Annotated in this window: 27 protein-coding genes; 19 read left to right on the top strand and 8 right to left on the bottom strand. The window is 62.5% G+C overall.

Annotated elements, in window-relative coordinates; all coding sequences use genetic code 11:
• The first annotated feature begins 1 nt into the window (after position 1).
• Both zwf and pgl read left to right on the top strand, forming a co-directional pair.
• Entirely contained in the window at positions 2–1,492 is a 1,491-nt protein-coding gene (gene zwf / locus B058_RS0101985; RefSeq protein ID WP_018506792.1) for a glucose-6-phosphate dehydrogenase, read from the top strand.
• Positions 1,489–2,184, top strand: coding sequence for a 6-phosphogluconolactonase (gene pgl, locus B058_RS0101980; protein ID WP_018506791.1), 696 nt, complete (start codon positions 1,489–1,491; stop codon positions 2,182–2,184). Before zwf ends, pgl begins: the two co-directional genes overlap by 4 nt.
• Here the strand turns inward: pgl and ylqF are convergent, their stop codons facing one another.
• Positions 2,185–3,093: a ribosome biogenesis GTPase YlqF gene (gene ylqF / locus B058_RS0101975; RefSeq protein ID WP_026240561.1), complete on the bottom strand. Its 909-nt coding sequence runs from the start codon at positions 3,091–3,093 to the stop codon at positions 2,185–2,187.
• A 48-nt stretch (positions 3,094–3,141) separates the two neighbouring features.
• Entirely contained in the window at positions 3,142–4,557 is a 1,416-nt protein-coding gene (locus B058_RS0101970) for an aspartate ammonia-lyase (protein ID WP_018506789.1), read from the bottom strand.
• Positions 4,558–4,570: 13 nt separating this feature from the next.
• Between B058_RS0101970 and B058_RS0101965 the strand changes: the two genes are divergently transcribed.
• Genes B058_RS0101965 through B058_RS0101950 form a run of 4 tightly spaced genes read left to right on the top strand, consistent with a single transcriptional unit; the run spans position 4,571 to position 7,370 of the window.
• Positions 4,571–5,065, top strand: coding sequence for a TlpA family protein disulfide reductase (locus B058_RS0101965; RefSeq protein WP_018506788.1), 495 nt, complete (start codon positions 4,571–4,573; stop codon positions 5,063–5,065).
• Between the two features lie 24 nt (positions 5,066–5,089).
• Positions 5,090–5,596, top strand: a complete 507-nt coding sequence (locus B058_RS0101960; protein ID WP_018506787.1) for a thioredoxin family protein — start codon at positions 5,090–5,092, stop codon at positions 5,594–5,596.
• A complete protein-coding gene (locus B058_RS0101955) occupies positions 5,593–6,861 on the top strand; it encodes a TolC family protein (protein WP_018506786.1) in 1,269 nt (422 codons plus the stop codon). The genes B058_RS0101960 and B058_RS0101955 overlap by 4 nt, the downstream gene beginning before the upstream one ends.
• Positions 6,858–7,370 (top strand): efflux RND transporter periplasmic adaptor subunit, encoded by a 513-nt coding sequence (locus tag B058_RS0101950; protein ID WP_018506785.1) that lies wholly within the window; start codon positions 6,858–6,860, stop codon positions 7,368–7,370. The genes B058_RS0101955 and B058_RS0101950 overlap by 4 nt, the downstream gene beginning before the upstream one ends.
• 58 nt (positions 7,371–7,428) lie before the next feature.
• Here the strand turns inward: B058_RS0101950 and B058_RS0101945 are convergent, their stop codons facing one another.
• The 3 genes from B058_RS0101945 to B058_RS0101935 form a co-directional block, all read right to left on the bottom strand.
• Positions 7,429–7,932, bottom strand: coding sequence for a hypothetical protein (locus B058_RS0101945; RefSeq protein WP_018506784.1), 504 nt, complete (start codon positions 7,930–7,932; stop codon positions 7,429–7,431).
• Positions 7,933–8,196: 264 nt separating this feature from the next.
• Positions 8,197–8,838: a lytic transglycosylase domain-containing protein gene (locus tag B058_RS0101940; RefSeq protein WP_018506783.1), complete on the bottom strand. Its 642-nt coding sequence runs from the start codon at positions 8,836–8,838 to the stop codon at positions 8,197–8,199.
• Position 8,839: 1 nt separating this feature from the next.
• On the bottom strand, positions 8,840–10,570 hold the full coding sequence (locus tag B058_RS0101935; protein ID WP_018506782.1) for a proline--tRNA ligase: 1,731 nt from the start codon (positions 10,568–10,570) through the stop codon (positions 8,840–8,842).
• Positions 10,571–10,651: 81 nt separating this feature from the next.
• Between B058_RS0101935 and B058_RS0101930 the strand changes: the two genes are divergently transcribed.
• On the top strand, positions 10,652–11,422 hold the full coding sequence (locus B058_RS0101930) for a polyamine aminopropyltransferase (protein WP_018506781.1): 771 nt from the start codon (positions 10,652–10,654) through the stop codon (positions 11,420–11,422).
• On the opposite strand, the gene B058_RS0101925 is transcribed toward B058_RS0101930, so the two are convergent.
• The gene (locus tag B058_RS0101925) at positions 11,386–12,285 is read right to left on the bottom strand and encodes a WD40 repeat domain-containing protein (RefSeq protein WP_018506780.1); all 900 of its coding nucleotides are present in this window, start codon (positions 12,283–12,285) and stop codon (positions 11,386–11,388) included. The genes B058_RS0101930 and B058_RS0101925 overlap by 37 nt on opposite strands.
• Complete coding sequence (locus B058_RS17990) at positions 12,242–12,418, bottom strand: hypothetical protein (RefSeq protein WP_169335074.1); 177 nt, start codon at positions 12,416–12,418, stop codon at positions 12,242–12,244. The genes B058_RS0101925 and B058_RS17990 overlap by 44 nt, the downstream gene beginning before the upstream one ends.
• Between B058_RS17990 and B058_RS0101920 the strand changes: the two genes are divergently transcribed.
• The 11 genes from B058_RS0101920 (at position 12,417) to alr (ending at position 21,693) form a co-directional block, all read left to right on the top strand.
• A complete protein-coding gene (locus tag B058_RS0101920; RefSeq protein WP_026240559.1) occupies positions 12,417–12,968 on the top strand; it encodes an RNA pyrophosphohydrolase in 552 nt (183 codons plus the stop codon). The genes B058_RS17990 and B058_RS0101920 overlap by 2 nt on opposite strands.
• Positions 12,969–12,988: 20 nt before the next feature.
• Positions 12,989–13,348 (top strand): hypothetical protein, encoded by a 360-nt coding sequence (locus B058_RS0101915; RefSeq protein ID WP_018506778.1) that lies wholly within the window; start codon positions 12,989–12,991, stop codon positions 13,346–13,348.
• Between the two features lie 161 nt (positions 13,349–13,509).
• Positions 13,510–14,598: an iron-sulfur cluster carrier protein ApbC gene (apbC, locus tag B058_RS0101910; protein WP_018506777.1), complete on the top strand. Its 1,089-nt coding sequence runs from the start codon at positions 13,510–13,512 to the stop codon at positions 14,596–14,598.
• Positions 14,598–15,164: a dCTP deaminase gene (gene dcd, locus B058_RS0101905; RefSeq protein WP_026240558.1), complete on the top strand. Its 567-nt coding sequence runs from the start codon at positions 14,598–14,600 to the stop codon at positions 15,162–15,164. Before apbC ends, dcd begins: the two co-directional genes overlap by 1 nt.
• A gap of 100 nt (positions 15,165–15,264) precedes the next feature.
• Positions 15,265–17,508 (top strand): arginine/lysine/ornithine decarboxylase, encoded by a 2,244-nt coding sequence (locus B058_RS0101900; protein WP_018506775.1) that lies wholly within the window; start codon positions 15,265–15,267, stop codon positions 17,506–17,508.
• 145 nt (positions 17,509–17,653) lie between these two features.
• Positions 17,654–18,052 (top strand): 30S ribosomal protein S6, encoded by a 399-nt coding sequence (rpsF, locus tag B058_RS0101895; RefSeq protein ID WP_018506774.1) that lies wholly within the window; start codon positions 17,654–17,656, stop codon positions 18,050–18,052.
• A gap of 4 nt (positions 18,053–18,056) precedes the next feature.
• Positions 18,057–18,347, top strand: coding sequence for a primosomal replication protein N (priB, locus tag B058_RS0101890; protein ID WP_018506773.1), 291 nt, complete (start codon positions 18,057–18,059; stop codon positions 18,345–18,347).
• Positions 18,348–18,350: 3 nt separating this feature from the next.
• Positions 18,351–18,638, top strand: a complete 288-nt coding sequence (rpsR, locus tag B058_RS0101885; RefSeq protein ID WP_018506772.1) for a 30S ribosomal protein S18 — start codon at positions 18,351–18,353, stop codon at positions 18,636–18,638.
• Between the two features lie 10 nt (positions 18,639–18,648).
• On the top strand, positions 18,649–19,098 hold the full coding sequence (gene rplI / locus B058_RS0101880; RefSeq protein ID WP_018506771.1) for a 50S ribosomal protein L9: 450 nt from the start codon (positions 18,649–18,651) through the stop codon (positions 19,096–19,098).
• Positions 19,099–19,229: 131 nt separating this feature from the next.
• Complete coding sequence (gene dnaB, locus B058_RS0101875; RefSeq protein ID WP_018506770.1) at positions 19,230–20,621, top strand: replicative DNA helicase; 1,392 nt, start codon at positions 19,230–19,232, stop codon at positions 20,619–20,621.
• A 4-nt stretch (positions 20,622–20,625) separates the two neighbouring features.
• Positions 20,626–21,693 (top strand): alanine racemase, encoded by a 1,068-nt coding sequence (gene alr / locus B058_RS0101870; RefSeq protein WP_018506769.1) that lies wholly within the window; start codon positions 20,626–20,628, stop codon positions 21,691–21,693.
• Between the two features lie 3 nt (positions 21,694–21,696).
• On the opposite strand, the gene B058_RS0101865 is transcribed toward alr, so the two are convergent.
• Positions 21,697–22,059, bottom strand: coding sequence for a TusE/DsrC/DsvC family sulfur relay protein (locus B058_RS0101865; RefSeq protein WP_018506768.1), 363 nt, complete (start codon positions 22,057–22,059; stop codon positions 21,697–21,699).
• Between the two features lie 137 nt (positions 22,060–22,196).
• Between B058_RS0101865 and B058_RS16250 the strand changes: the two genes are divergently transcribed.
• On the top strand, positions 22,197–23,222 hold the full coding sequence (locus B058_RS16250) for an SH3 domain-containing protein (protein WP_169335073.1): 1,026 nt from the start codon (positions 22,197–22,199) through the stop codon (positions 23,220–23,222).
• Positions 23,223–23,267 lie beyond the last annotated feature (45 nt).

Genomic DNA, 23,267 nt, shown 5'->3' with positions numbered 1-23,267 from the left:
GATGAACCTGGCCCATAACGCGAGCCTGGACAACCTGCCGTGTTCGTTCGTCATCTTCGGCGCGACCGGCAACCTCGCCTCGAACAAGCTGCTGCCCGCGCTGTATCACCTCGAGGCAGCGGCGCGGCTGGCCGAGTCGCTCACCATCATCGCCTTTTCGCGGCGCGACTGGACGACGGAAAACTGGCGCGAATACATGCGTGAAGTCCTCAAGGACAAGATCAAGGGCTCGCTCGATACGCCGGTATTCGAGCGCTTTCTTGCGCGCTTCGCCTATCACAAGGGCGATCTCAACGATGTCGAGTCTTTCCGTGCGCTGGCGGATCGTCTGCCGCCGGAGTCTGCCTGTTCGAGCACGGTGTTCTATCTGGCGATCAAGCCGGCCGAATTCAGCGCGGTGATCCAGAACCTTGAAGCCGTCGGGCTCAACAAGCCGCGGGGAATGAACCGGGTGGTGATCGAAAAACCCTTCGGCGAGGATCTTGAATCGGCGCAGATGCTGAATCGCCTGTTGCACCAGCATTTCGACGAAGAGCAGGTCTATCGTATCGACCATTTCCTCGGCAAGGAAACGGTGCAGAACCTGCTGGTTTTCCGCTTCGCCAACACGCTGATCGAGCCGCTGTGGAACCGCAATTTCATCGACCACGTGCAGATCACGGTGGCCGAGTCGATCGGCATCGAACAACGCGCCGACTACTACGACCATGCGGGGGCGCTGCGCGACATGCTGCAGAACCACCTGATGCAGCTGCTCACCGTCGTTGCGATGGAGCCGCCGCCCGCGCTCGAGGCCGATGCGCTACGCGACGAGAAGGTCAAGGTGCTGCGTTCGATCCGGCCGATCGCCAAGCGTGCGGTCCATGCCCACGCGGTGCGGGCGCAATATGCGCGTGGCAACATCGACGGCCAGCCGGCCATGGGCTATCAGCAGGAAGCGGGTGTCGAGTCCAACTCGATTACCGAAACTTTTGTCGCGGCCAAGTTCTACATCGACAACTGGCGCTGGCGTGGCGTGCCGTTTTATCTGCGTACCGGAAAAAGACTGGCGAAACAGACCTCGATGATCGCGATCCGCTTCCGCCACCCGCCGCAGCAGCTGTTCCGGGAGACGCCGCTCGAGTCGGTTGCGCCCAACTGGGTGTTGCTGTCGATCCAGCCCGAGGAGTCGATGCGCATGGAGATCCACGTCAAGCAGCCGGGCCTCGACATGGACACGCGCGTGATGCAGATGAACGCAAGTTTCCTCAAGACCGACGAACAGACGCTCGATGCCTACGAGACCCTGCTGCTCGACGTGATCGAGGGGGACCGCTCACTGTTCATCCGCTTCGACGAAGTCGAGTGGGCGTGGCGGGTGGTCGACCCCATCCTCCAGAACTGGACGGTCGAGCGCGAGTTCATCCCGACCTATTCAGCCGGTTCCTGGGGGCCGGCCGAGGCAAACCGGCTGTTCGACAGCGATGACCAGACCTGGCGCAACGAGCTATGACGCTGCCTGAATGGCGGGTATTCGATGATGTCGACGGCCTGGTGGCCGCGCTGGCCGACGCACTATGCGCCGAAGCCGAGGCGACCATTGCCGCGCGTGGGGTCTTTCACCTGGTGCTGGCGGGCGGCAGCACACCGCTTGCCCTGTATCGTGCGCTGGCGGATCGGCACGTGGGCAATGCGCAATGGCAGGTGTGGTATGGGGACGAGCGCTGCCAACCCTTGGATCATCCCGAGCGGAACAGCGTGACGGCTGAAATGGCCTGGCTTGCCGCGTCGCGCATTCCGCCGTCAAACCGCCGTCCGATTCCGTCCGAGCGTGGCGCTCCCGAGGCCGCTTCCCTCTATGCCGACTGGCTGAAGGGCGTGGGCGATTTCGATGTGGTGCTGCTCGGTATGGGAGAAGACGGCCATACTGCCAGCCTGTTCCCCGGCCATGACTGGGGAACGGCGTCAGAAAGCGCGGATGTGCTGGCGGTGCATGATGCGCCGAAACCGCCGCCCGATCGGGTGAGCCTCTCTGTGGCACGGTTGAATCGCAGTCGGCGCGTGTGGTTCGTGATTACAGGGGCAGGCAAACGGCATGCACTGAGGCGGTGGGCGGCAGGCGAAGCGCTGCCGGTGGCCGCCGTGCATGGCCGGCAGCAGACCGTTTGCTGGGTCGATGCATTGGTCTGGCCGGCGGACGATTGATTACGCAGCGGTATCGGGGGAGGAGGCTGCGGCTTTCTGGGGTTTGGCCGCCGCCAGCATTGCTTGCCGCGATGCCGGCGTCTCCAGGCTGATGCGGCCGAGCGTGCCGCTGCGGTAATCGGTCAGCAGGATCATCGCGGCTTTTTCCAGATCGAGTTCGCCACTGCGCCCTTTCAGAAGGCAGCCGCGTTTTTTCGCCACTGCCTCCAGCACGCCGGTTGCGTCGAGTCCCTCCAGCGCGAAGCCGTAGCGGGCCTTCAGCAGGGCCGGGTAGCGTTCCAGCAGTATCCCCGCCAGAAACACCGCCACCTCCTCGTCGATCACCGCATTGCGGCCGATCGCATGGCTGGCCGCCAGCATGAAGCCGTCGGCATCGTGCTCGATCTTCGGCCACGTCATCCCCGGCGTGTCGACCAGGATCAGGCGCGGCGAGAGGTTGATGCGCTGCTGCGACTTGGTCACGGCCGGCTCGTCACCCACCGCCGCCACCTTGCGCTTGACCCAGGTGTTCATCAGCGTCGATTTGCCGACGTTGGGAATGCCCATGATCATCAGCCGCAAAGGCTTGAAGGCATCGTCGCGGTGCGGCGCCAGCTTCTGTGCCAGCCCGGCGAGCTTCGCGACATCGCTGGCTTTCTTGGCTGAGATCGCTACCGCGAGCACGTTCGGCTGTCTATTGAAATACTCCAGCCAGGCACGTGTCGCCTCCGGGTCGGCCAGATCGGCCTTGTTCAACAGCTTGAGGCAGGCCCGCTGGCGATGCGCACGCAACTCGTGAATCATCGGGTTGCTGCCGGCCTCCGGCAGGCGCGCGTCGAGCACCTCGACCACCACGTCGATCTGCGCCATCGTCTCCGCGGCTTTCTTGCGCGCGGTGGTCATGTGACCGGGGAACCACTGGATCGCCATGATGTGCAGGTGTCGGCTAAAGGGTGTGATTATCGCATCAGTGCGGCATCAGCCGCCGCCACCGCCGCTACCCACGCCGTGTGCCGCTTGCAGCACCAGCGCATCGAAATCGGCGGCGCTCATCAATCCGCGCTCGGCGACGATGTCGCGCACCGGGCGGCCGGACTTTTCAGATTCCTTGGCGACTTCGCCAGACTGGTTGTAGCCGATCCGGGTGTTGAGCAGGGTGGCGAGCGCGACGCTCTGGTGGATGAAGAAGGCGCAGCGTTCGCGGTTGACGACGATGCCCTTGAGGTTCTTTTCGGTGGCGGCGTTCATCGCATTGGTCAGCCAGTCCATGGCGTCGAACAGCGCGCTGCCGAGCGCCGGCATCATCACGTTGAGTTCCATCTGCCCGGCCTGCACCATGTAGGACACCGCGGCGTCCTGCCCCAGCACCTGGAAGCACACCTGGTTCAGCATTTCGAACATCACCGGGTTGACCTTGCCGGGCATGATGCTGGAGCCTGGTTGCACCGGCGGCAGCTGGATTTCGCCGAGGCCGGTACGTGGACCGGAGGCGAGCAGGCGCAGGTCGTTGGAGATGCGGGTGAGTTCGAGCGCCAGATTGCGGATCTCGCCCGACAGGCGCGCGAGGTCGTTCATCGACTGCATCTGCGCGACCAGCTGGCCGACGCGGATCGGCTCGCCAGTGAGTTTCGCCAGTTCGGCGGCGACGCGCGCCGGGTAATCGGGCGAAGTGTTGAGGCCGGTGCCGGCGGCGGAGCCGCCGAGACCGGTCTCACACAGTGCCGGGCGCACGGCGTCGAGCGCCGATGCGCAACGCGAGAGCGTCCAGGCGTAGCCGGCAAACTCCTGCCCCAGCGTGGTCGGCACCGCGTCCTGCAGGTGGGTTCGGCCCGACTTTACGGTGTCCCTCTCGCGTTCGGCCAAGCGGCTGAATTCGGCGGCCATACTGTGCGCCGCAGCGGTCAGGCGCGGCAGCTTGGCCAGCACGGCCAGACGGATCGCCGTCGGAATGGTGTCGTTGGTCGACTGCCCCATGTTGACGTCGTCGTTGGGGTTGACCGGCTTGTAGGCACCTTTCTCGCCGCGCAGGGCCACATTCGCGAGGTTGGCGATGACCTCGTTGCTGTTCATGTTGTGGCTGGTGCCGGCGCCGGCCTGGAAACGGTCGACGACGAACTGGTCGAGATGCTCGCCGCCGAGGATTTTCTCGCAGGCGGCGGCGATGGCGTCGCGCTTTTGCTCGGACAACCAGCCCGGCTGGCAGTTGGCGTGGGCGGCGGCGAGCTTGATTCGCACATGGGCTAGTACGAAATCCTTATCCGGCCGGCGTCCGGAAATGGGAAAATTGGCGACGGCGCGCGCTGTTTGTGCGCCGTACCAGGCATCCCCGGGAACCGGGACTTCGCCCAGCGAGTCTTTCTCAGTGCGAAATTTATTCGTGGCGAATTCATTCATGATGGTAAAACCAATGCAGACATTACAAGGTGGACGATTTTATCCGATATGGCTGGCCGGGCTGTTGCTGGCGCTGTTCGCCTCCTGGGCCCAGGCGGGCGGATTCAAGCTGACCGATACCGACGGCAAGACCCATACGCTGGACGGCTACAAGGGCAAGTGGGTACTGGTGAATTTCTGGGCAACCTGGTGTCCGCCTTGTCAGGAGGAAATTCCAGACCTGATCGCGCTGCACGGCGAAAAAAAGAACAACCTCGTCGTCATCGGCATCGCCATGGATTATCGCAATGCCAAGCAGGTGACCGATTTCGCGGACGGACTACTGGTCGATTACCCGATCGTGCTAGGTAATGCCCAGGTGGCCAGCCAGATCGGACCGGTACAGGGTTTGCCGACTACCTATCTATACAACCCGGACGGTAAAATGGTTGCCCAGCAAGTGGGCGCGATTACCCGTGAATCGGTGGAAAGCTTCATTGCCAAGAAAAGTGCACGCACCAAAAAATAAGCCACTGCATAACGAGGAGACACCATGCGTCGACTATTCATCGCGTTCCTGATGGTATTTGCCGTATCCGCCAGGGCGGAGACACGCGACCCCCTCAGCCATTTCTTCCAGCCCAAGTTCGGCGATTTTCATGCCGAACTCCAGACCGCCCGTGAGCAGGGCAAGAAAGGCATATTCCTGTTCTTTGAAATGGACGACTGTCCATTTTGCGAACGCATGAGAAGCACCATCCTCAACCAGTCCGACGTCCAGGATGCCTATCGTGCACAGTTCCTGCTGTATCCGATCGACGTCAATGGCGATACGCAGATGACCGACTTCCAGGGCAAGCAAACCACCGAAAAGGCATTCGCGCTCGCCAACCGCGTGCGCGCCACGCCGACGATGCTGTTCATCGACCTCGACGGCAAGCTGGTTACGCGCTATGTCGGCCCCACCAAGGACAAGGCCGAGTTCCTGCTGCTCGGGAAATATGTGGCCGACGGTGTCTACGCGAGCGAACCCTTCACCAAATACAAGCAAGGCAAATGAGGCGCGCGGCGTGGGTCGCGTTGCTGGCATGGACGTTGTCCACCACGGCGTCCGCAGAACCACTGACGCTGGATGAGGCGCTGGCAAGCGTAGCCGCACCCCATCCCGATCGACGGGTCGCGGAAAGCGAACTGGCCTTGGCGCGTGCCAACCGCGAAGAAGCAGACAGCCGCCAGGATTTCAGCCTGTCTCTGGACGGCAGTCTGCGCACGGGACGTCAGCCGGGTGGCGACTGGAAGCCCGACAACATCGGCCGCATCGTGGCGCGCAAGCCGTTGTTCGATTTCGGCCGCAGCAGCCAGGCCATCGCCGCGGCGGATGATGAGGTCACGGCCCGGCAGGAGGCGCTCTACACCGTGGAAAGCCTGCGCCGCATCGACATCATGGCGCGTTACTTCGATGTGCTGATGGCCGACCGGCAGTATGCTGCCGACAATGAATTCATGGCGGTCGCCTACGTCGCGTGGGACAACGCCAAGGACCGCTTCAAGGTGGGGCAGATCAGTCAGCCCAGCCTGTTGAAACTGGAAACCGAGTACCAGGATATCCGGGAGCGCAGAAACGCCAGCGAGCAGCGCATGCGCAGCGCGCGGCAGCGGCTTGCCCAGGCCATCTATCGCCCCGACACACTGCCTGAAGAACTGATCGAGCCCGAGCTCAAGGGTAATGCCCGCCCAGTGCCGGACTACGAAACCCTGCTGCCCTGGGTCATGGCGAAGAACCCTCGCATCCTTGCCCTGCGTGCCCAATTGTCGGCGTCGGAAGCGCGGCTGGCGGCGATACGTGCGGAGCGCAATCCGACGCTTGATGCCGAAGTCATCGGCGGCGGCTACAGCCGGGAGTCGGTCACACGCGACGAGGCCAGCGCCGGCCTGGTGTTCACGATCCCGCTGTATCAAGGGGGACGCGTGGATGCCCGGATTGCGCGTGAGCTGGCGCAAAAGGAACGGACAGCCGCCGAGTTGGAAAAACTCAAGTTCGACCTGTCCGGCACCCTGCTCGCAACCCTGCAGGAAATCGAATGGCTGCGCGGCAGCAGTCGCGCGGCGGCCGACAAGCAGATCGAGTATCGCGACTGGGCGCTGGAACGTGCGCGTGCGGAATACGAACTGGAACTGAAAACCAATCTGGGCACCAGCATGGCGGAAACCCAGATGGCGCAGATACGCCGCAAGCAAGTGGAATATCGACTGGCGCTGGCGCTGACGCGGTTACAGGCATTGTCCGGTGGCAATCTGCCGCCTGTTGAGGGAGCACGAAAATGAATCAGCGCATGGCGGCCATTGCACTAGCCGGATTGAGCCTGCTGGGTACAAACCCGCTATGGGCCGCAGACAAGGTTGAACTCACCACCCGCGTGTCCGGCGTGGTGGAATCGGTGCTGGTCAAGCCCGGCCAGCGCGTGAAGAAAGGCGCCGTCCTGCTGCGTCTGGACAGGACTATCCTGCAGGCGCGCCTTGAGGAAGCCACAGCGGACCATGCGCGTGCGCAGGCCGATGAGGCCGATGCCAAGCGCGAACAGGGACGGGCGCAGGAGCTGTACGACCGGACGGTGTCGTCGACCAGCGAACTGGAGGCCGCCGAATTGCGCTACGCGCGAGCCCAGGCCGCGCTGTCGGCTGCCCAGGCGCGCCGGGTGATCGCGCAGAAAAATCTGGCGGATGCCGAGTTGAAAGCGCCGTTCGATGGCGTGGTGAGTGCGATACCAGGCGGATCCGGTACCGTCGTGGTCGCGGATTGCCAGCCAAAGCCGCTGATCGTCCTGTCGCGCTAAGCATCGAACCAGGCTGTCCCGGCCTGGTGCATCCGTGGCCGTGACTGGACCAGCCGTGTCAGATCATGCGCCGGGCGATTTCGGCTTCCATTTCAGCCGCCTGGTGCGGCGACGCCACCGCAGCGATCACCTTGTAGCACATCGGCAGGACGGCGTTGAAACCGGCCAGATCCTGTACTTCGCTCATTTTCCGGTAGGCCGGGGACTTGGTTCCCACCAGGGCGGCCAGGAATTCCATCGCATAGGTGCGGGTGCTTTCCAGATTGGCGGCGGATTGCGCAGGTGCGGCCGCTGCGGGAGCCGGGCTGCGGGAGGCGGCCGGCGCGGGCTGCGAAGGCGATGCCATGTTGCGTAGGGCCTGGATGAACCCGCTTTGCAGCAAGTCGTTCACCATCGCTTCCAACTCGGCGCAGTGGGGCATCTTCTTGCAGAGTTCGCCAAACGAAATGCCATTTCCCACACTGAACAGGATTTGTCGATGTCGGGGCCGCAAGGTATGGCCGAGGTTGAAGATTTCTTCCTGTCCCTTAACCGTACGGGACAATTGCATTGTCATGTCCATGGTCGCCTCCGTTGTTGTGATTGCAGGCATTTAGCCTGTGGCGGACATCCTGCATGGCTTGTGCCAGGCGAAGAAACGCTCCGAACGCCTTGTTTGACAAGGTATGCGGCGCAGGAGGCCGGGGAGGAAACGGTTGAAAAGTGTCGATGGCGTGACGGCCGGTTGAAATTTCGTCAGCGGACAGGGCACGCGGGGCAAGGCGTGCCTGAAACGGGAGTTTCAGGCTAGGCGTTTTTGGCGTGCGGCATGTCCCTGCAAGGGGCGTCAGCTGCGCGAGTCGGAGTCGGCACGATTGTCGGCCGATTGGGTGCGAGGGGTGTAATCCCAGTTGTGTTTCCAGGCGTTGACGACAAGCGTCGGATACTCCGGCTGGCCCAGGCTGCCGTTGTAGCGGCCCAGCGCACGGAACAGGTCGCCGTGTTCGATGTCGATGTAGTAACGCAGGATCAGCGCGCCGTATCTCAAATTGGTGCGGAGCTGGAACAGGTTGTGGTTGGGGTTGCCGATGGTCTTGATCCAGAAGGGCATGACCTGCGTGTAGCCGCGCGCACCGACCGGCGACACGGCATATTTGCGGAAACCGCTTTCCACCTGGATCAGCCCCAGCATCAATTGCGGGTCGACGCCGGCGCGCGAAGCCTCCCAGTGCAGGGTGGTCAGGAATTCGAGCCGTTCGTCCTCGTCGGGCATGCGCTTGGCCAGCCGGCGCGACATTTCCTTCAGCCAGGCGGCACCGTCTGCCGGATTGCGGAATGCAGTGCGGGTGACCGGCGTGTCCGCCAGGGCGCGCTGCAGCGACGAGCGCACATTGGCCGACATCGCTTCTTCGAGCTGGCCGCCCGCAAACGCGGGCTGGGCAAGCAGCAAAGTGGCGATCAGCAGGCCGATGTGCCTCGTTTTCTTCATGTCAGCGTTCCAGCAGTCCTGTCAAAAATTCCCTTGCATCGGCGAGCGCGATTTTTTGCGCTTCGCCACTCTGCCCCGGCGCGGCGCGGCGCGGCTGGTATTCGATCACGCCATCCTTCAGCCCGCGCTCGCCCACCGTGATGCGGTGCGGGATGCCGATCAGCTCGGCATCGGCAAACATCACGCCGGGGCGTTCGTCGCGGTCGTCCAGCAGCACGTCGAACCCGGCAGCAAAAAGTTCAGCATACAACGTATCGGCAGCGGTTTTAACCACCTCGCTCTTGCCGTAGCCGATCGCCACGATCACCAGCAAGAACGGTGCCATCGCCTTCGGCCAGATGATGCCTTTCTCGTCGTGGTGCTGCTCGATGGCCGAGGCCACGATGCGTGACACGCCGATGCCGTAGCACCCCATTTCCATGACCTGTGCCTTGCCGGCTTCGTCCAGGTAGGTGGCATTCATCGCCTGCGAATACTTGCTGCCGAGCTGGAACACATGGCCGACCTCGATACCGCGGCACAGCGCGAGCGTGCCCTTGCCGTCCGGACTGGGGTCGCCGGAGACGACATTCCGTATATCGGCCACAACATCCGGTTCCTGCAGGTCGCGGCCAAAATTGACCCCGGCGAGGTGGAATTTGGGCTTGTTGGCGCCGCATACGAAATCGCTCATCGCCGCGACCGTGCGGTCGGCGATGACCCTGATTTTGGCGCGGTCGAGCCCGACCGGCCCGAGGAAGCCGGGCGGACAGTCGAAGACGGCACGGATTTCGGCTTCGTTCGCCAGCCGGAAGTCCGCCATGCCTTCGAGCTTGCCGAGCTTGACCTCGTTCAGCATGTGGTCGCCGCGCAGCAGCAGGACGACCAGCTGCTCGCCCACCATGACCGCGATGAGCTTCACGGTGCGGGAAAGCGGGATGTCGAGCAGAGCGGCGACGTCCTCGCAGGTGGTTTGTTTCGGCGTATCCACTTCGCGCAGCGTTTCCTGCGATGCGGCGCGCGGGGTCGTCGGGGCAAGCGCCTCGGCCAGTTCGACGTTGGCCGCGTAGCCGGAATCCGGGCAGTAGGCGATCAGGTCTTCGCCGGAATCGGCCAGCACGTGGAATTCGTGCGAGGCCGAGCCGCCAATGGCGCCGGTGTCGGCTGCCACGGGGCGGAAGGTCAGTCCCAGCCGGCTGAAAATCCGCGTGTAGGCGTCGTACATCGTCTGGTAGGTAGCAGCCAGGCTATCCTTGTTGGCGTGGAAGGAGTAGGCGTCCTTCATCAGGAATTCGCGCGCGCGCATGACGCCGAAACGCGGGCGGATCTCGTCGCGGAACTTCATCTGGATCTGGTAGAAGTTGACCGGCAATTGCCGGTAGCTCTTGATCTCGCGGCGCGCGACGTCGGTGATGACTTCCTCGTGGGTGGGGCCGAAGCAGAAGTCGCGCTGGTGGCGGTCCTTGATCTTCAGCATCTGCGGGCCGAACACCGCCCAGCGTCCGGTTTCCTCCCACAGTTCGGCAGGCTGCACCGCCGGCATCAGCAGTTCGATCGCGCCGGCGCGGTTCATTTCCTCGCGCACCACGGCCTCCACCCGGCGCAGCACGCGCAGGCCCAGCGGCATCCAGGTATACAGCCCCGATCCCAGGCGCTTGATGAGGCCGGCGCGCAGCATCAGCTTGTGGCTGACGAGTTCGGCCTCGGACGGGGCTTCCTTGGTGGTGGAAATGAAGAACTGGGTGGCGCGCATGGTGGAATAATCGGGACGAAAACGCGCATTTTAGCGTGCAGACGAGTAATCTTTCGCGCTCGATTTTTGGATGGGGTGGCCATGCGCTTGAAGTTTGGTAAACGCCGGGCAGGCGACGAGGGACTGGAAGTGACCGAGGAACGCGGCATGCGCGTGCTGCACCTGGGCAGTCGCGCGATCCAGAGCGCGATGCGGGTGAACCGGCCGTGGGACCTGGAACTGGCGTACACGCGTGCAATGATGGGGTTCCTGATGTTCAACCCGATGCCGCAGGACGTGCTGATGATCGGCCTGGGCGGCGGTTCGCTCGCCAAGTTCATCCGCAAGCAGCGGCCGCAGACACATGTCACCGCAGTGGAAATCGATCCGCGGGTGGTCGCTGCCGCGCGTACGCACTTCGAATTGCCGCCTGACGATGCCACGCTCAGCGTGGTGGAAGCCGATGGCGCCTTGTATGTGCGCCAGCATCCCGGCAGCGCGGACGTCATCCTGCTCGACGGTTTCGATGCCGGCAATCAGGTCGAGGCGCTGGCGACACAGACGTTTTATGCCGCCTGCCGCCGTGTGTTGAGGCCGGGTGGCATTCTGGTGGTGAATCTGTGGGGGCGCGACAGCGAATTTGCCGAGTATTTCGCGCGGCTGACGCGAGCATTCGACGGCGAGGTCGGCTGGATTTCTGTCCAGAACAAGACCAACGTCATCGTGTTTGCCTTTGCCGACCCGGGCGCTGCGGCCCGGCTTGAAGCGATGCGGCCGCAACTGGCTGATCTGTCCAAGCGCTACGGCCTCGATCTGCGCGGTTTTGCGCGTGATTTTCAGTGGGCCGAGGGGATAGCGCCGTTGCTTGAATAGGCGGGGCGATTGAAGCGATACAGCCGGACGCTTTCGTCATCCGAGCCGGAAGCCAGGGTCTGTCCGTCGGGGCTGAAGCGGATGACGGCGCCGCACAATTCATGGGCCTGGTAGCGCCGCACGACCCTGAAATCCGTGGTGTCGACGATGCGGATGGCGGAGTCGGTATGGCGCCCCAGGGTGGCCAGATAGCGGCCATCGGGGCTGAAGGCGATCGAGGTCAGCAAACCATTGTGCTCGGTCGGAATACTGCGCGCTTCTCCACTGGCGACGTCCCATTCGAGCAGCCGGAACCAGGTGCCTGCCGCCAGGATGCGGCCATCCGGACTGAATTGCAGATCGTGTGGGGTATGCGGCGTGCGGATCGTCCGTCGTATTTTGTAATCCGCATCGAGGAGCAGGATGGCGTGATCGAGGCCGACGGCCAGCTGGGTGCCATGCGCCGTCAGCGCGACGACATCGTCGGATAACTGAATTTCCCGCACAGGCTGGAGCGTGTCCGCAGACCAGACACGCAAGCGGCCATCGCGCTGACCGCTCACCACCTGGCCTTGGAATAGGGCCAGCGCGGTTACCTTCCCCCCCTGGACATGCCGCTTGATGTGTCTGTCTTGCCACAGGATCAGGCGGCCATCGTCTCCCCCGCTGACAAAGTCGCCTGAGGCCAGCGGCAGAATCGCGCGTACCGCCCGCCGATGTCCGCGATACTCGCCGAGCGGGTGCAGCGTGGCCGCATCCCACATCCGCAACTCGCCGTGGAAGCCACCACTGATGAATTGCCGGCCGTCCGGTGTGTAGGCGAGCGCCGTGGCGCCGAATTCATGGATTCCCGCCAGCACCCGGTCGGGCGGAGCGGCCGACATCAAATTGGAGCATCCGCTCAAAATTCCAATTAAAACAATGCTTAACAGCAGGCTTCGAATCATGGAAGGTTTGCAATTTTCGGCGGGTATGAAAGAATGCAGTTAATCGAACTTTATTGATGGTGGCGGCCATGATCGACCGAGAAGGGTACCGCCCGAACGTAGGCATTATATTGTGCAACGCGAGCAACCAGGTCTTCTGGGGCAAGCGCGTCAATCAGCACGCCTGGCAGTTTCCCCAGGGCGGCATCAACGCAGGGGAGACGCCGGAACAGGCCATGTTCCGGGAACTGGAAGAGGAAGTGGGCTTGCTGCCGGCGCATGTGCGTATCCTGGGCCGCACGCGCGAATGGTTGCGCTACGACGTGCCTCCCCACTGGACGCGGCGCGACAGCCGGGGTCTGTATCGCGGCCAGAAGCAGATCTGGTTTTTGCTGCGATTGACCGGACGCGACTGCGATGTCTCGCTGCGCGCCAGCAGCCATCCGGAATTCGATGCCTGGCGCTGGAACGAATACTGGGTGCCGATGGAAGCGGTGGTCGACTTCAAGCGCGAGGTTTACCGTCTGGCGCTCGAGGAACTCGAACGTTATCTGCACAGAGATGCGCGTCATGTGCGGCAACGCGCCCCCCGTCTGTGCGGTCGGCGGGACGCGGCACCGGACTTCCTGCTGAAGCCCTGACCCGGAATGACGGAGGCGTGATGAAGATACGAATCCATGCTTCAACCACGCTGACGACATTTTCCGGACCCGGGCCGGGCCAGCCTTTGTGGCAGATTGCGCCCACGCGCGATCTTGCCGGCAAGCGGCTGACCGATTTTATGATGTTGATCCCGCGTTTGCGCAGTCGCCCTCGAGTCGAGATCGAACGGGCATCGCGCGAAATTCAGGCGGTACTGGCGCTGCATCAGGATGTGGTGTTCGCTGATCTCAACCTGAAACTCAACCTGCTGTGGGTGTCCCTGCGCCCGCGCCCGGGGGCGATCAGCGAGCTGGCCGCAGCGATTCGTTTGCGGGTGCCCGAAGCCGTGCTGGTCGCGCATTACGCCGAGCCGCGCTAGCGGTTTTCCGTGGTTGGCCGGACAAGCTCCGCGCTTGCCTGTGCATTCCGTATATCCCTGCAGATTGCAGGGAATCCCGCGTCCTTTCTGCGTTCCCGTTCACCCAAAGCGACAGAATTCGTTAAAATGAGCGATTGCTAATTTAATCCTCTGGAGCACACATGGCCGTTTCTGAACTTCAGGTGCAGACCGCACTGAAAGAGTTGGTCGACCCCAACACCCATAAGGATTACGTCTCGACCAAATCCGCCCGCAACATCAAGATCGACGGTGGTGCCGTGTCGGTCGACATCCTGCTGAGCTACCCGGCGCAGAGCCAGTTGCCGGTCATCAAGCAGCAGATCGAAGACAAGCTCAAATCCATCGACGGTGTCACCGCCGCTACCGCCAACGTCAGCTTCAAGATCGTGTCGCACAGCGTGCAGCGCGGCGTCAAACTGATCCCCAACGTCAAGAACATCATCGCTGTGGCCTCTGGTAAGGGCGGCGTCGGCAAGTCCACCACCGCCGTTAACCTGGCGCTGGCACTGTCTGCCGAAGGCGCGCGCGTCGGCATGTTGGACGCTGACATCTACGGCCCGTCGCAGCCGACCATGCTGGGCATCACCGACAAGCCCGAGTCCAACGACGGCAAGAACCTCGAGCCGCTGATTGGTCACGGTATCCAGGCGATGTCCATCGGCTTCCTGATCGACGTCGAAACGCCCATGGTCTGGCGTGGCCCGATGGTCACGCAGGCGCTGGAGCAGCTGCTCAACAACACCAACTGGAGTGACCTCGACTATCTCGTGGTCGACCTCCCGCCCGGCACCGGCGACATCCAGCTGACGCTGGCGCAGCGCGTGCCGGTGACCGGCGCGGTGATCGTCACCACGCCGCAGGACATCGCGCTGATCGACGCGCGCAAGGGGCTGAAGATGTTCGAGAAGGTCGGCATCCCCATCATCGGCGTGGTCGAGAACATGAGCCTGCACATCTGCTCGAACTGCGGCCACGAAGAGCGCATCTTCGGCGAAGGCGGCGGCGAGCGGATGTGCAAGGACTACAGCGTGGAATTCCTCGGCGCGCTGCCGCTGGATGGTGCGATCCGCGCCGACACCGACTCCGGCAAGCCGTCGGTGGTGTCCGATCCGAATGGCCGCGTGACCGAGATCTACAAACAGATCGCGCGTCGCGTTGCTGTTAAGATTGGCGAAACCGCGGTGGATCACTCCGCCAAGTTCCCCAACATTGTCATTTCCAATACCTGATGAGCATCAAGTCCGACCGATGGATCCGTCGCATGGCGGCTGAGCATGGCATGATCGAACCGTTCGAGCCGGGACAGATCAAACAGGCCGGTGGCCGATCCATCGTGTCGTACGGTACGTCGAGCTACGGATACGACGTGCGATGCGCCAGCGAATTCAAGCTGTTCACCGATATCAACACCACGATCGTCGACCCGAAGGCGTTCGATCCGAACTCGTTCGTCGAGGTCAAGGGCGATTCGTGCATCATCCCCCCGAACTCGTTCGCGCTGGCGCGGACGGTGGAGTACTTCCGTATCCCGCGCAGCGTGCTGACGATCTGTTTGGGCAAAAGCACCTACGCGCGTTGCGGCATCATCGTCAACGTGACGCCGCTGGAACCCGAATGGGAAGGCCATGTGACGCTGGAGTTTTCCAACACCACGCCGCTGCCCGCGCGAATCTACGCCAACGAAGGCGTGGCCCAGATGCTGTTCCTCGAGTCCGATGAGGTGTGCGAAACCTCGTACAAGGACCGCGGCGGCAAATACCAGGGCCAGGTTGGGGTCACGCTCCCCAAGATCTGACCGGCGCCGCCATTTCAGCCCGCGCGCAAAAATTCATCCGGCTGCCGCGCACGCGACGTACAATCCGCGTTTTTCTCCCGCCCCTCCCTGAGGAGTCGCCATGCGTTTTCGCTTTCCCATTGTCATCATCGACGAAGATTTCCGTTCCGAAAACGCATCGGGACTGGGTATCCGCACCCTGGCCGAGGCGATCGAAAAGGAAGGCATGGAGGTACTCGGCGTCACCAACTATGGCGACCTGACTTCGTTTGCCCAGCAGCAGGCCCGCGCGTCGGCCTTTGTACTGTCGATCGATGACGAGGAACTTGCCGGTAGCGACGAGGATACGAGCAAGGCACTGCAAAAGCTCCGCGGATTCGTCGAGGAAGTGCGCTTCCGCAATGCCGAGATCCCGATTTTCCTGCACGGCGAAACCCGCACCGCACGCCATATCCCGAACGACATCCTGCGCGAACTCAACGGTTTCATCCACATGCTGGAAGACACGCCGGAGTTCCTTGCGCGCTACATTGGCCGCGAGGCGCGCGCCTATCTCGATTCCCTGGTGCCGCCGTTCTTCCGCGCGCTGACGCATTACGCGGCGGATGGCTCGTATTCCTGGCACTGCCCCGGGCACTCGGGTGGCGTGGCTTTCCTGAAGTCGCCGATCGGCCAGATGTTCCACCAGTTCTTTGGTGAAAACCTGCTGCGTGCCGACGTCTGCAATGCGGTCGACGAACTCGGCCAACTGCTCGATCACACCGGGCCGGTGGGGGCGTCTGAGCGCAACGCGGCACGCATCTTCAATTGCGACCACCTGTTCTTCGTCACCAACGGCACCTCGTCGTCCAACAAGATGGTGTGGCACGCCACGGTTGCGCCGGGCGACATCGTCGTGGTCGACCGCAACTGCCACAAGTCCATCCTGCACGCCATCATGATGTGCGGCGCGATCCCGATCTTCCTGACGCCGACTCGCAACCACTACGGCATCATCGGGCCGATCCCGCTGGACGAGTTTCGTCCCGAGAATATCGAAAAGAAAATCGCCGCGCATCCGTTCGCCAAGGATGTGAAGCGCAAACCGCGCATTCTCACCATCACCCAGTCGACCTACGACGGCATCCTCTATAACGTCGACATGATCAAGGAACTGCTGGGCGACTACATCGATACCCTGCACTTCGACGAAGCCTGGCTGCCGCATGCGACCTTTCACGACTTTTATCGCGGCATGCACGCCATCGGCAAGAACCGGCCGCGGGCGAAGGATGCGCTGGTGTTCGCCACGCAATCCACGCACAAGCTGTTGGCGGGCCTGAGCCAGGCTTCGCAGATCCTGGTGCAGGACTCGGAGACGCGCAAGCTCGACTTCCATCGTTTCAATGAAGCCTATCTGATGCACACCTCGACCTCGCCGCAATACGCCATCATCGCCTCGTGCGACGTGGCGGCGGCGATGATGGAGCCGCCCGGCGGCCCGGCGCTGGTGGAGGAATCCATCCGCGAGGCACTGGATTTCCGCCGTGCCATGCGCAAGGTCGACGAGGAATTCGGCGACTCCTGGTGGTTCAAGGTCTGGGGACCGCAGAAGCTGGCCGAAGAGGACGTGGGCGATCGCGAAGACTGGATGCTCGAAACCGGCGCGCGCTGGCACGAGTTCGGCAAGATCGCGCCCGGCTTCAACATGCTCGATCCGATCAAGGCCACCGTCATCACGCCCGGCCTGGATGTGGACGGCGCATTTGCCGACTGGGGCATCCCGGCGGCGATCGTCACCAAGTATCTGGCCGAGCACGGCGTCATCGTGGAAAAGACCGGGCTGTATTCCTTCTTCATCATGTTCACCATCGGCATCACCAAGGGTCGCTGGAATACCCTGGTGACCGCGCTGCAACAGTTCAAGGCCGACTACGACGAAAACCAGCCGCTGTGGCGCGTGCTGCCCGAGTTCATCGAAAAGCATCCGCGCTACGAGAAAACCGGGCTCAAGGACCTGTGTGACCAGATCCACACCATCTACAAGGCCAAGGACGTGGCGCGTCTGACGACCGAGATGTATTTGTCTGAAATGGCCCCGGCGATGAAGCCTGCGGACGCCTTCGCCAAGATGGCGCACCGCGAGATCGAGCGCGTCGAGATCGACAAGCTTGAAGGCCGTATCACCGCCATGCTGGTCACGCCCTACCCGCCGGGGATTCCGCTGCTGATCCCGGGCGAGCGCTTCAACGGCACCATCGTGCGCTATCTGCAGTTCACCCGCGAATTCAACGAGAAATTCCCCGGCTTCGAAACCGATGTGCACGGTCTGGTCGAGGACGTGGTCGACGGCAAGCCCCGCTATTACGTCGATTGCGTGATCTGACCAGGCCGCCGCGTGCGGCCGAGGCTTGATTTGCCAGGCAAAAAGCGTATGATTTGCAGTCCCCGGTTTGCCGGGGATTGTTCTTTTGACTTTACCACCTTGCTCCACCGCACCGCAGCGGGGGGCTGAACCGAAAGGAAACTTGATGCGGCATTACGAAATCGTATTTATCGTCCATCCCGATCAGAGCGAGCAGGTGCCCGCCATGATCGAACGCTACAAGGGCAACATCACCACGCGCGGCGGCAGCGTCCACCGCCTGGAAGACTGGGGCCGCCGCCAGATGGCCTACCCGATCCAGAAGGTCCATAAGGCCCACTACGTGCTAATGAACATCGAGTGCGACCAGGAAACGCTGGAAGAACTCGAGCATGGCTTCAAGTTCAACGACGCCGTGCTGCGCCATCTGACCATCAAGCGCGACGATGCCGTGACCACGGCTTCACCGATGATGAAGGAAGAAAAATCGCGTGACATGCTGGACAGCGCCAAGGCAGAAGGCGCCAAGCCGGAAGCCGCAGTCGAACAGCCCGCGGCAGCTTGAGTGAGTGAACCGGCTGGTCATCAGTGGAGTCCTCATCCAGGTTGATCTTGTGCGTTACAGCCCGGCTGGCGTACCGATAGCGGAAGCGGTGATTCTGCATCGCAGCAGTCAGGCGGTGGCATCCCAGGCCCGGCAGGTGGAATGCGAGTTGACGGTGCAAGCGAGTGGATCGCTTGCAAGCCAACTGGCTCAGCTGGTGGTAGGAACGCAGGTGAAACTAGAAGGCGCGTTGAACCGACGCAGCATGAACAGCCGGCAACTGATCTTGATATTGAATCGAATCGAAAAGGAATAAATCATGGCACGTCCCATGGGTGGAAAATCCGGCGGCAAGTTCGCCAACAAGCGCCGCGACAGCGGCAATCGCGGTCTCTTCAAGCGTCGCAAGTTCTGCCGCTTCACTGCTGAAAAAGTGGTCGAAGTCGATTACAAGGACATCGAAGTGCTGAAGGAGTTCATCGCCGAGAACGGCCGCATCATCCCGGCCCGCATCACCGGCACCAAGGCGCACTATCAGCGCCAGCTGGGTACGGCGATCAAGCGTGCGCGCTTCCTGGCGCTCATGCCTTACACCGATCTGCATTGAGGAGACGACCATGCAAGTGATTCTGATGGACAAAGTCGTCAACCTGGGCAATCTGGGTGACGTGGTCAAGGTGAAAGACGGCTACGCCCGCAACTTTCTGATTCCCACCGGCCGTGCGCGACGCGCCACGCAGGCCAGCATGGAAGCGTTTGCCGCACAGAAGGCCGAACTGGAACGTGTGGCCGCCGAAAAGCTGGCCGATGCCCAGCGCCGCGGCGAAAAACTGGAAGGCGCCAGCGTGACGGTCAGCCATAAGGCCGGCGTCGATGGCCGCCTGTTCGGCTCCGTGACCAACGCCGATATCGCCGATGCGCTGAAAGCGCAGGGCCACGACGTGGTCAAGGCGGAAATCCGCCTGCCCGAAGGCCCGTTCAAGGCCATTGGCGAATACCCGGTGGTGCTGGGTCTGCACCATGACGTCACCGCCAACATCACGGTGGTGGTGGTCGGCGAACAGTAATCCGCCGGCCATTCCCGGAAAGGGAGCCCTCGGCTCCCTTTTTTATTTGTCCTCAGGACATACCCGGCTGTCCACGCCTTATCCACAGCTTTTCCCTTGGTGGGTCCGAGGCTGAAGACTAGAATCCTGCCATGGCCGCCATCCACTCCCTGACCGCAAATTCCGATCCCCAACTGGCGCAGATGCGTCTGCCGCCGCACTCGCTGGAAGCCGAGCAGGCGGTGCTGGGCGGCCTGTTGCTCGACAACAGCGCATGGGACCGCATCGGCGACGTGGTATCGGAAAGCGATTTCTACCGCCAGGATCATCGCCAGATCCTGCGCGCGATCGTGCGGCAGATCGCCGAGAATCGCCCGGCCGATGCCGTGACGGTGTCCGAGGCGCTGCAGTCCATGGGACAGCTCGAAAACGTCGGCGGGCTCGCCTACATCGTCGCGCTGGCAAGTAACACACCGTCGGCTGCCAACATCCGCCGTTATGCCGAAATCGTGCGCGAGCGCTCGGTAATGCGGCGGCTCGCCGAGGTGGCGACCGGAATCGCCGACACCGCCTATTCGCCTGCCGGGCGCAGCGCCTCGCAACTGCTCGACGAAGCCGAAGCCAAGGTGTTCGAGATCGCCGAGTCCGGCAGCCGCGGGCAGGCGGGATTCACCGAAATCAAACCCTTGCTGAAGGAAGTGGTCGAGCGTATCGACGAGCTCTATCACCGCGACAACGATTCTGGCGTCACCGGTGTGCCGACTGGTTTTCACGACCTCGACCAGAAGACCTCCGGCCTGCAGCCGGGCGACCTTGTCATCGTCGCCGGACGACCGTCGATGGGCAAGACCGCCTTCTCGATCAATATCGCCGAAAACGTCGCGCTCGACACCGGCCTGCCGGTGGCGGTGTTCTCGATGGAAATGGGCGGTGCCCAGCTGGTGATGCGGATGATCGGTTCGGTCGGCAAGCTCGACCAGCACCGGCTGCGCACCGGCAAACTGGGCGAGGACGACTGGCAGCGCCTCACCTACGCGCTCGGCAAGCTCAACGAGGCACCGGTGTTCATCGACGAGTCGCCAGGACTCAACGTGCTCGAACTGCGCGCACGCGCACGCCGGCTGATGCGTCAGTGCGGCAAGCTCGGTCTGATCGTGATCGACTATCTGCAACTGATGGCGGGCAGCGGTACCGGCGAGAACCGCGCCACCGAAATATCCGAAATCTCGCGCGCGCTGAAGGGGCTGGCGAAGGAGTTGCATGTGCCGGTGATCGCGCTGTCGCAGTTGAACCGGAGCTTGGAGCAACGTCCCAACAAGCGCCCGGTGATGTCCGATCTGCGCGAATCGGGCGCCATCGAACAGGATGCCGACGTCATCCTGTTCATCTATCGCGACGAGGTCTACAACCCCGATACCCAGGACAAGGGCACGGCGGAAATCATCATCAGCAAGCAGCGTAACGGCCCCATCGGCACGGTGCGACTGGCCTTCCTCGGCGAATACACGCGCTTCGAAACGCTGGCGCAGCCGGGCTCTTACTAAACCGATGCGGCCCATCCAGGCGCGAATCTCCATCGGCGCGATGGCGCACAACCTGCGTGTGGCACGCAGTCATGCCGGTACAGCGCGCGTGTTTGCAGTGGTCAAGGCCAATGCCTACGGTCACGGGCTGTCGCGTGCACGGCGCGCATTGGCGGCTGCCGACGGCTTTGCCGTGCTGACACTGGAAGAGGCAGCCAACCTGAGATTGATGGGGGTCGACCAGCCCATCCTGCTGCTCGAGGGCATGTTCGGCGCGGACGAAATCGCCACCTGCGCCGACCTGGATCTGTGGCCGGTGTTGCATCATCCCGCCCATCTCGACTGGCTGCAGCAGCAACCGCCCGCGCGGCCTCTTCAGGTTTTCCTCAAATTCGACAGCGGCATGCACCGGCTGGGATTTCCGCTGGCCGATCATGCCGCCATCGTCGCACGGACGAGAAGCCTGAGCGCGGTGGCCGGCATTACCCTGATGACGCACTTTGCCCAAGCGGATGAAACGGTCGGCGTGGACTGGCAGCTGCACCCTTTCCTGCGCGAACTGTCGGCCTACGGCCTGCCATGGAGCAGCGCCAATTCGGCTGCGCTGTTGCGTTATCCGCAGACCCTCGGCGCCTGGGCGCGCCCGGGACTGATGCTCTATGGTGCGTCGCCGTTTGCCGACGTGTCGGCCGAGCAATTGGGCTTGAGGCCGGCCATGACCCTGCAGTCGGAAATCATCAGCGTGCAGACCCTGCAAGCGGGCGAGGGCGTGGGATATGGGCAGTTGTTTCGTGCCGACCGTCCCATGCGGGTGGGCGTGGTCGCCTGCGGCTATGCGGATGGGTATCCGCGTCATGCACTGACCGGTACGCCGGCTCTTGTCGATGGACGCCTCAGCCGGACACTGGGCCGGGTGTCGATGGACATGCTGTGCGTCGATCTGGGCGAATGCCCCGAAGCCGGCGTGGGGAGCCCGGTCGTGCTGTGGGGCGAAGGTTTACCCGTGGATACGGTAGCCGCAGCCGCAGGCACCAGCAGTTATGAACTGCTGTGCGCGCTGGCTGCGCGGGTTCCAGTGGAAGAAACCGACTAGGGCTTAGTGCGTCGTACCAAATGAGGGATCGCGGGTGCCAGGCGGCATCGGCAGGCCGGCATAGTGACTGGCCTGGGCGATCGGTCCAAGCGGAAACAGGTTGTACAGGAACTTGTGTCCGCCCTGGCCTGCAAATTCCTCTTCCAACGAATGCGCCAGCATGCGCGCATTGATGGTGCCGCCATGATCGGCGTAACAGTCGCGCAGATAGCGAATGATGGCCAAATGGCCGTCGGTCAACTCCAGCCCATCCCGGTGTGCCCGCTCGATCGCCTGTTCTTCCGTCCAGGGTTCCAGGTCGATGAGATAACCGCGGACCGTTGGGCCCGAATGTTCTTGTTCCACCATTTTGTTGATATCCAGCATGATGACCTCCTTGTGGTGTGCGTGCCTTGTTTATAGAACGTGAACGATGGAAACCAAGGCGTTTTGTACGCGTCTGGATGACACTTGAAATGGATATAATCTTTTTAAATCAATCAAGGGAGATAACAATGACAGCCATGGCACGCGCATTCGTTACCGGCTTGTTTCTGACGCAGGCGATCAATCCGGTCTATGCTGGCCTGTTCGACTTCAAACTGGGGGGTGGCGATAAAAAAGAGGCCGGTCAACCGTCCGGCTCTGCGGGGCCGGACGGGGCACAAGGGGAAGCCAAGGAACTTGAAAAATGCGACAAGCCCTACGGCACGCTGGCCGTGGTCGAGCCGCAGGATGCCGTGATTTCCCATCTGCTCCAATACGGCCTGCAATCGCCGACCGGCCTGATTCGCATGATGGTGCAGCAATCCAACTGCTTTGTTCTGGTGGAGCGGGGTCGCGCCATGCAGAACCTGATGCAGGAGCGTCAACTGGCCGAGTCCGGCGAACTGCGCAAGGGTTCCAACATGGGTAAAGGCCAGATGGTCACGGCCGACTACGTGCTGACCCCCGATGCAGTATTCTCCAGCAAGGATTCGGGCGGCGTGGGTGGCGCACTGGGCGGCCTTGGCGTGTTGGGCGCCGTGGCGGGCCTGGTCGCGGCCGGCCTCAAGTTCAAGTCGGCGCAAACCACCATGATCCTCTCGGATTCGCGTTCTTCGCTGCAGCTCGCTTCGGCCACCGGCAATGCCGAGAAAACGGACTGGAGCGTGGGCGGGCTGCTGGTCGGCGGCGGCGCGGCCGGTGGGCTCGGCGCCTACACCAATACGCCGGAAGGAAAGGTCATCGCGGCCAGCTACCTGGACAACTGGAACAACATCGTGCGCTCCATCCGCAACAATCCGGAGATGGCCCGCCAGGAGATCAATCTCAAGGGCAAATCCGGCCAGCCGACCAAGGCTGGCATCGTGTTCGAGGAAGGCGACACGGTAACCGGAAAAATTGCCGGACTGAAGGTCTACGCCCAGCCCAAGAAAACCTCCAAAGTGGTCGCGACTCTCGCGCGAGGTGAAGAGGTCATCTATACCGGCCATGACCAGGGCGGATTTATTTCCGTCCAAGGCCAGGATGGCGAAGGCTGGGTGGAAAAGGTGATGGTGAAGAGGTAGGCGTTTGTGTTTCGTCTATTGTGAAAAAGCCGGGCTTGCCCGGCT

The sequence above is a fragment of the Thiobacillus thioparus DSM 505 genome (genome assembly GCF_000373385.1).
Taxonomy (GTDB): domain Bacteria; phylum Pseudomonadota; class Gammaproteobacteria; order Burkholderiales; family Thiobacillaceae; genus Thiobacillus; species Thiobacillus thioparus.
The sequence above is the reverse complement of the archived record's forward strand: the minus strand, read 5'-3'. Positions and strand labels throughout refer to the sequence as shown.

Bases quoted from the DNA above. Each gene is read 5' to 3' on its own strand.
- B058_RS0101965 (WP_018506788.1), top strand. From the start codon at position 4,571: ATGCAGACATTACAAGGTGGACGATTTTATCCGATATGGCTGGCCGGG.
- B058_RS0101900 (WP_018506775.1), top strand. From the start codon at position 15,265: ATGCGTTTTCGCTTTCCCATTGTCATCATCGACGAAGATTTCCGTTCC.
- B058_RS0101925 (WP_018506780.1), bottom strand. From the start codon at position 12,285: ATGTCGGCCGCTCCGCCCGACCGGGTGCTGGCGGGAATCCATGAATTC.
- B058_RS17990 (WP_169335074.1), bottom strand. From the start codon at position 12,418: ATGGCCGCCACCATCAATAAAGTTCGATTAACTGCATTCTTTCATACC.
- pgl (WP_018506791.1), top strand. From the start codon at position 1,489: ATGACGCTGCCTGAATGGCGGGTATTCGATGATGTCGACGGCCTGGTG.
- B058_RS0101950 (WP_018506785.1), top strand. From the start codon at position 6,858: ATGAATCAGCGCATGGCGGCCATTGCACTAGCCGGATTGAGCCTGCTG.
- B058_RS0101945 (WP_018506784.1), bottom strand. From the start codon at position 7,932: ATGGACATGACAATGCAATTGTCCCGTACGGTTAAGGGACAGGAAGAA.
- zwf (WP_018506792.1), top strand. From the start codon at position 2: ATGAACCTGGCCCATAACGCGAGCCTGGACAACCTGCCGTGTTCGTTC.
- B058_RS0101930 (WP_018506781.1), top strand. From the start codon at position 10,652: ATGCGCTTGAAGTTTGGTAAACGCCGGGCAGGCGACGAGGGACTGGAA.
- B058_RS0101955 (WP_018506786.1), top strand. From the start codon at position 5,593: ATGAGGCGCGCGGCGTGGGTCGCGTTGCTGGCATGGACGTTGTCCACC.
- apbC (WP_018506777.1), top strand. From the start codon at position 13,510: ATGGCCGTTTCTGAACTTCAGGTGCAGACCGCACTGAAAGAGTTGGTC.
- alr (WP_018506769.1), top strand. From the start codon at position 20,626: ATGCGGCCCATCCAGGCGCGAATCTCCATCGGCGCGATGGCGCACAAC.
- rplI (WP_018506771.1), top strand. From the start codon at position 18,649: ATGCAAGTGATTCTGATGGACAAAGTCGTCAACCTGGGCAATCTGGGT.
- dcd (WP_026240558.1), top strand. From the start codon at position 14,598: ATGAGCATCAAGTCCGACCGATGGATCCGTCGCATGGCGGCTGAGCAT.
- ylqF (WP_026240561.1), bottom strand. From the start codon at position 3,093: ATGGCGATCCAGTGGTTCCCCGGTCACATGACCACCGCGCGCAAGAAA.
- B058_RS0101935 (WP_018506782.1), bottom strand. From the start codon at position 10,570: ATGCGCGCCACCCAGTTCTTCATTTCCACCACCAAGGAAGCCCCGTCC.
- rpsR (WP_018506772.1), top strand. From the start codon at position 18,351: ATGGCACGTCCCATGGGTGGAAAATCCGGCGGCAAGTTCGCCAACAAG.
- rpsF (WP_018506774.1), top strand. From the start codon at position 17,654: ATGCGGCATTACGAAATCGTATTTATCGTCCATCCCGATCAGAGCGAG.
- B058_RS0101960 (WP_018506787.1), top strand. From the start codon at position 5,090: ATGCGTCGACTATTCATCGCGTTCCTGATGGTATTTGCCGTATCCGCC.
- dnaB (WP_018506770.1), top strand. From the start codon at position 19,230: ATGGCCGCCATCCACTCCCTGACCGCAAATTCCGATCCCCAACTGGCG.
- B058_RS0101970 (WP_018506789.1), bottom strand. From the start codon at position 4,557: ATGAATGAATTCGCCACGAATAAATTTCGCACTGAGAAAGACTCGCTG.
- B058_RS0101920 (WP_026240559.1), top strand. From the start codon at position 12,417: ATGATCGACCGAGAAGGGTACCGCCCGAACGTAGGCATTATATTGTGC.
- B058_RS0101940 (WP_018506783.1), bottom strand. From the start codon at position 8,838: ATGAAGAAAACGAGGCACATCGGCCTGCTGATCGCCACTTTGCTGCTT.
- B058_RS16250 (WP_169335073.1), top strand. From the start codon at position 22,197: ATGGCACGCGCATTCGTTACCGGCTTGTTTCTGACGCAGGCGATCAAT.
- B058_RS0101915 (WP_018506778.1), top strand. From the start codon at position 12,989: ATGAAGATACGAATCCATGCTTCAACCACGCTGACGACATTTTCCGGA.
- B058_RS0101865 (WP_018506768.1), bottom strand. From the start codon at position 22,059: ATGCTGGATATCAACAAAATGGTGGAACAAGAACATTCGGGCCCAACG.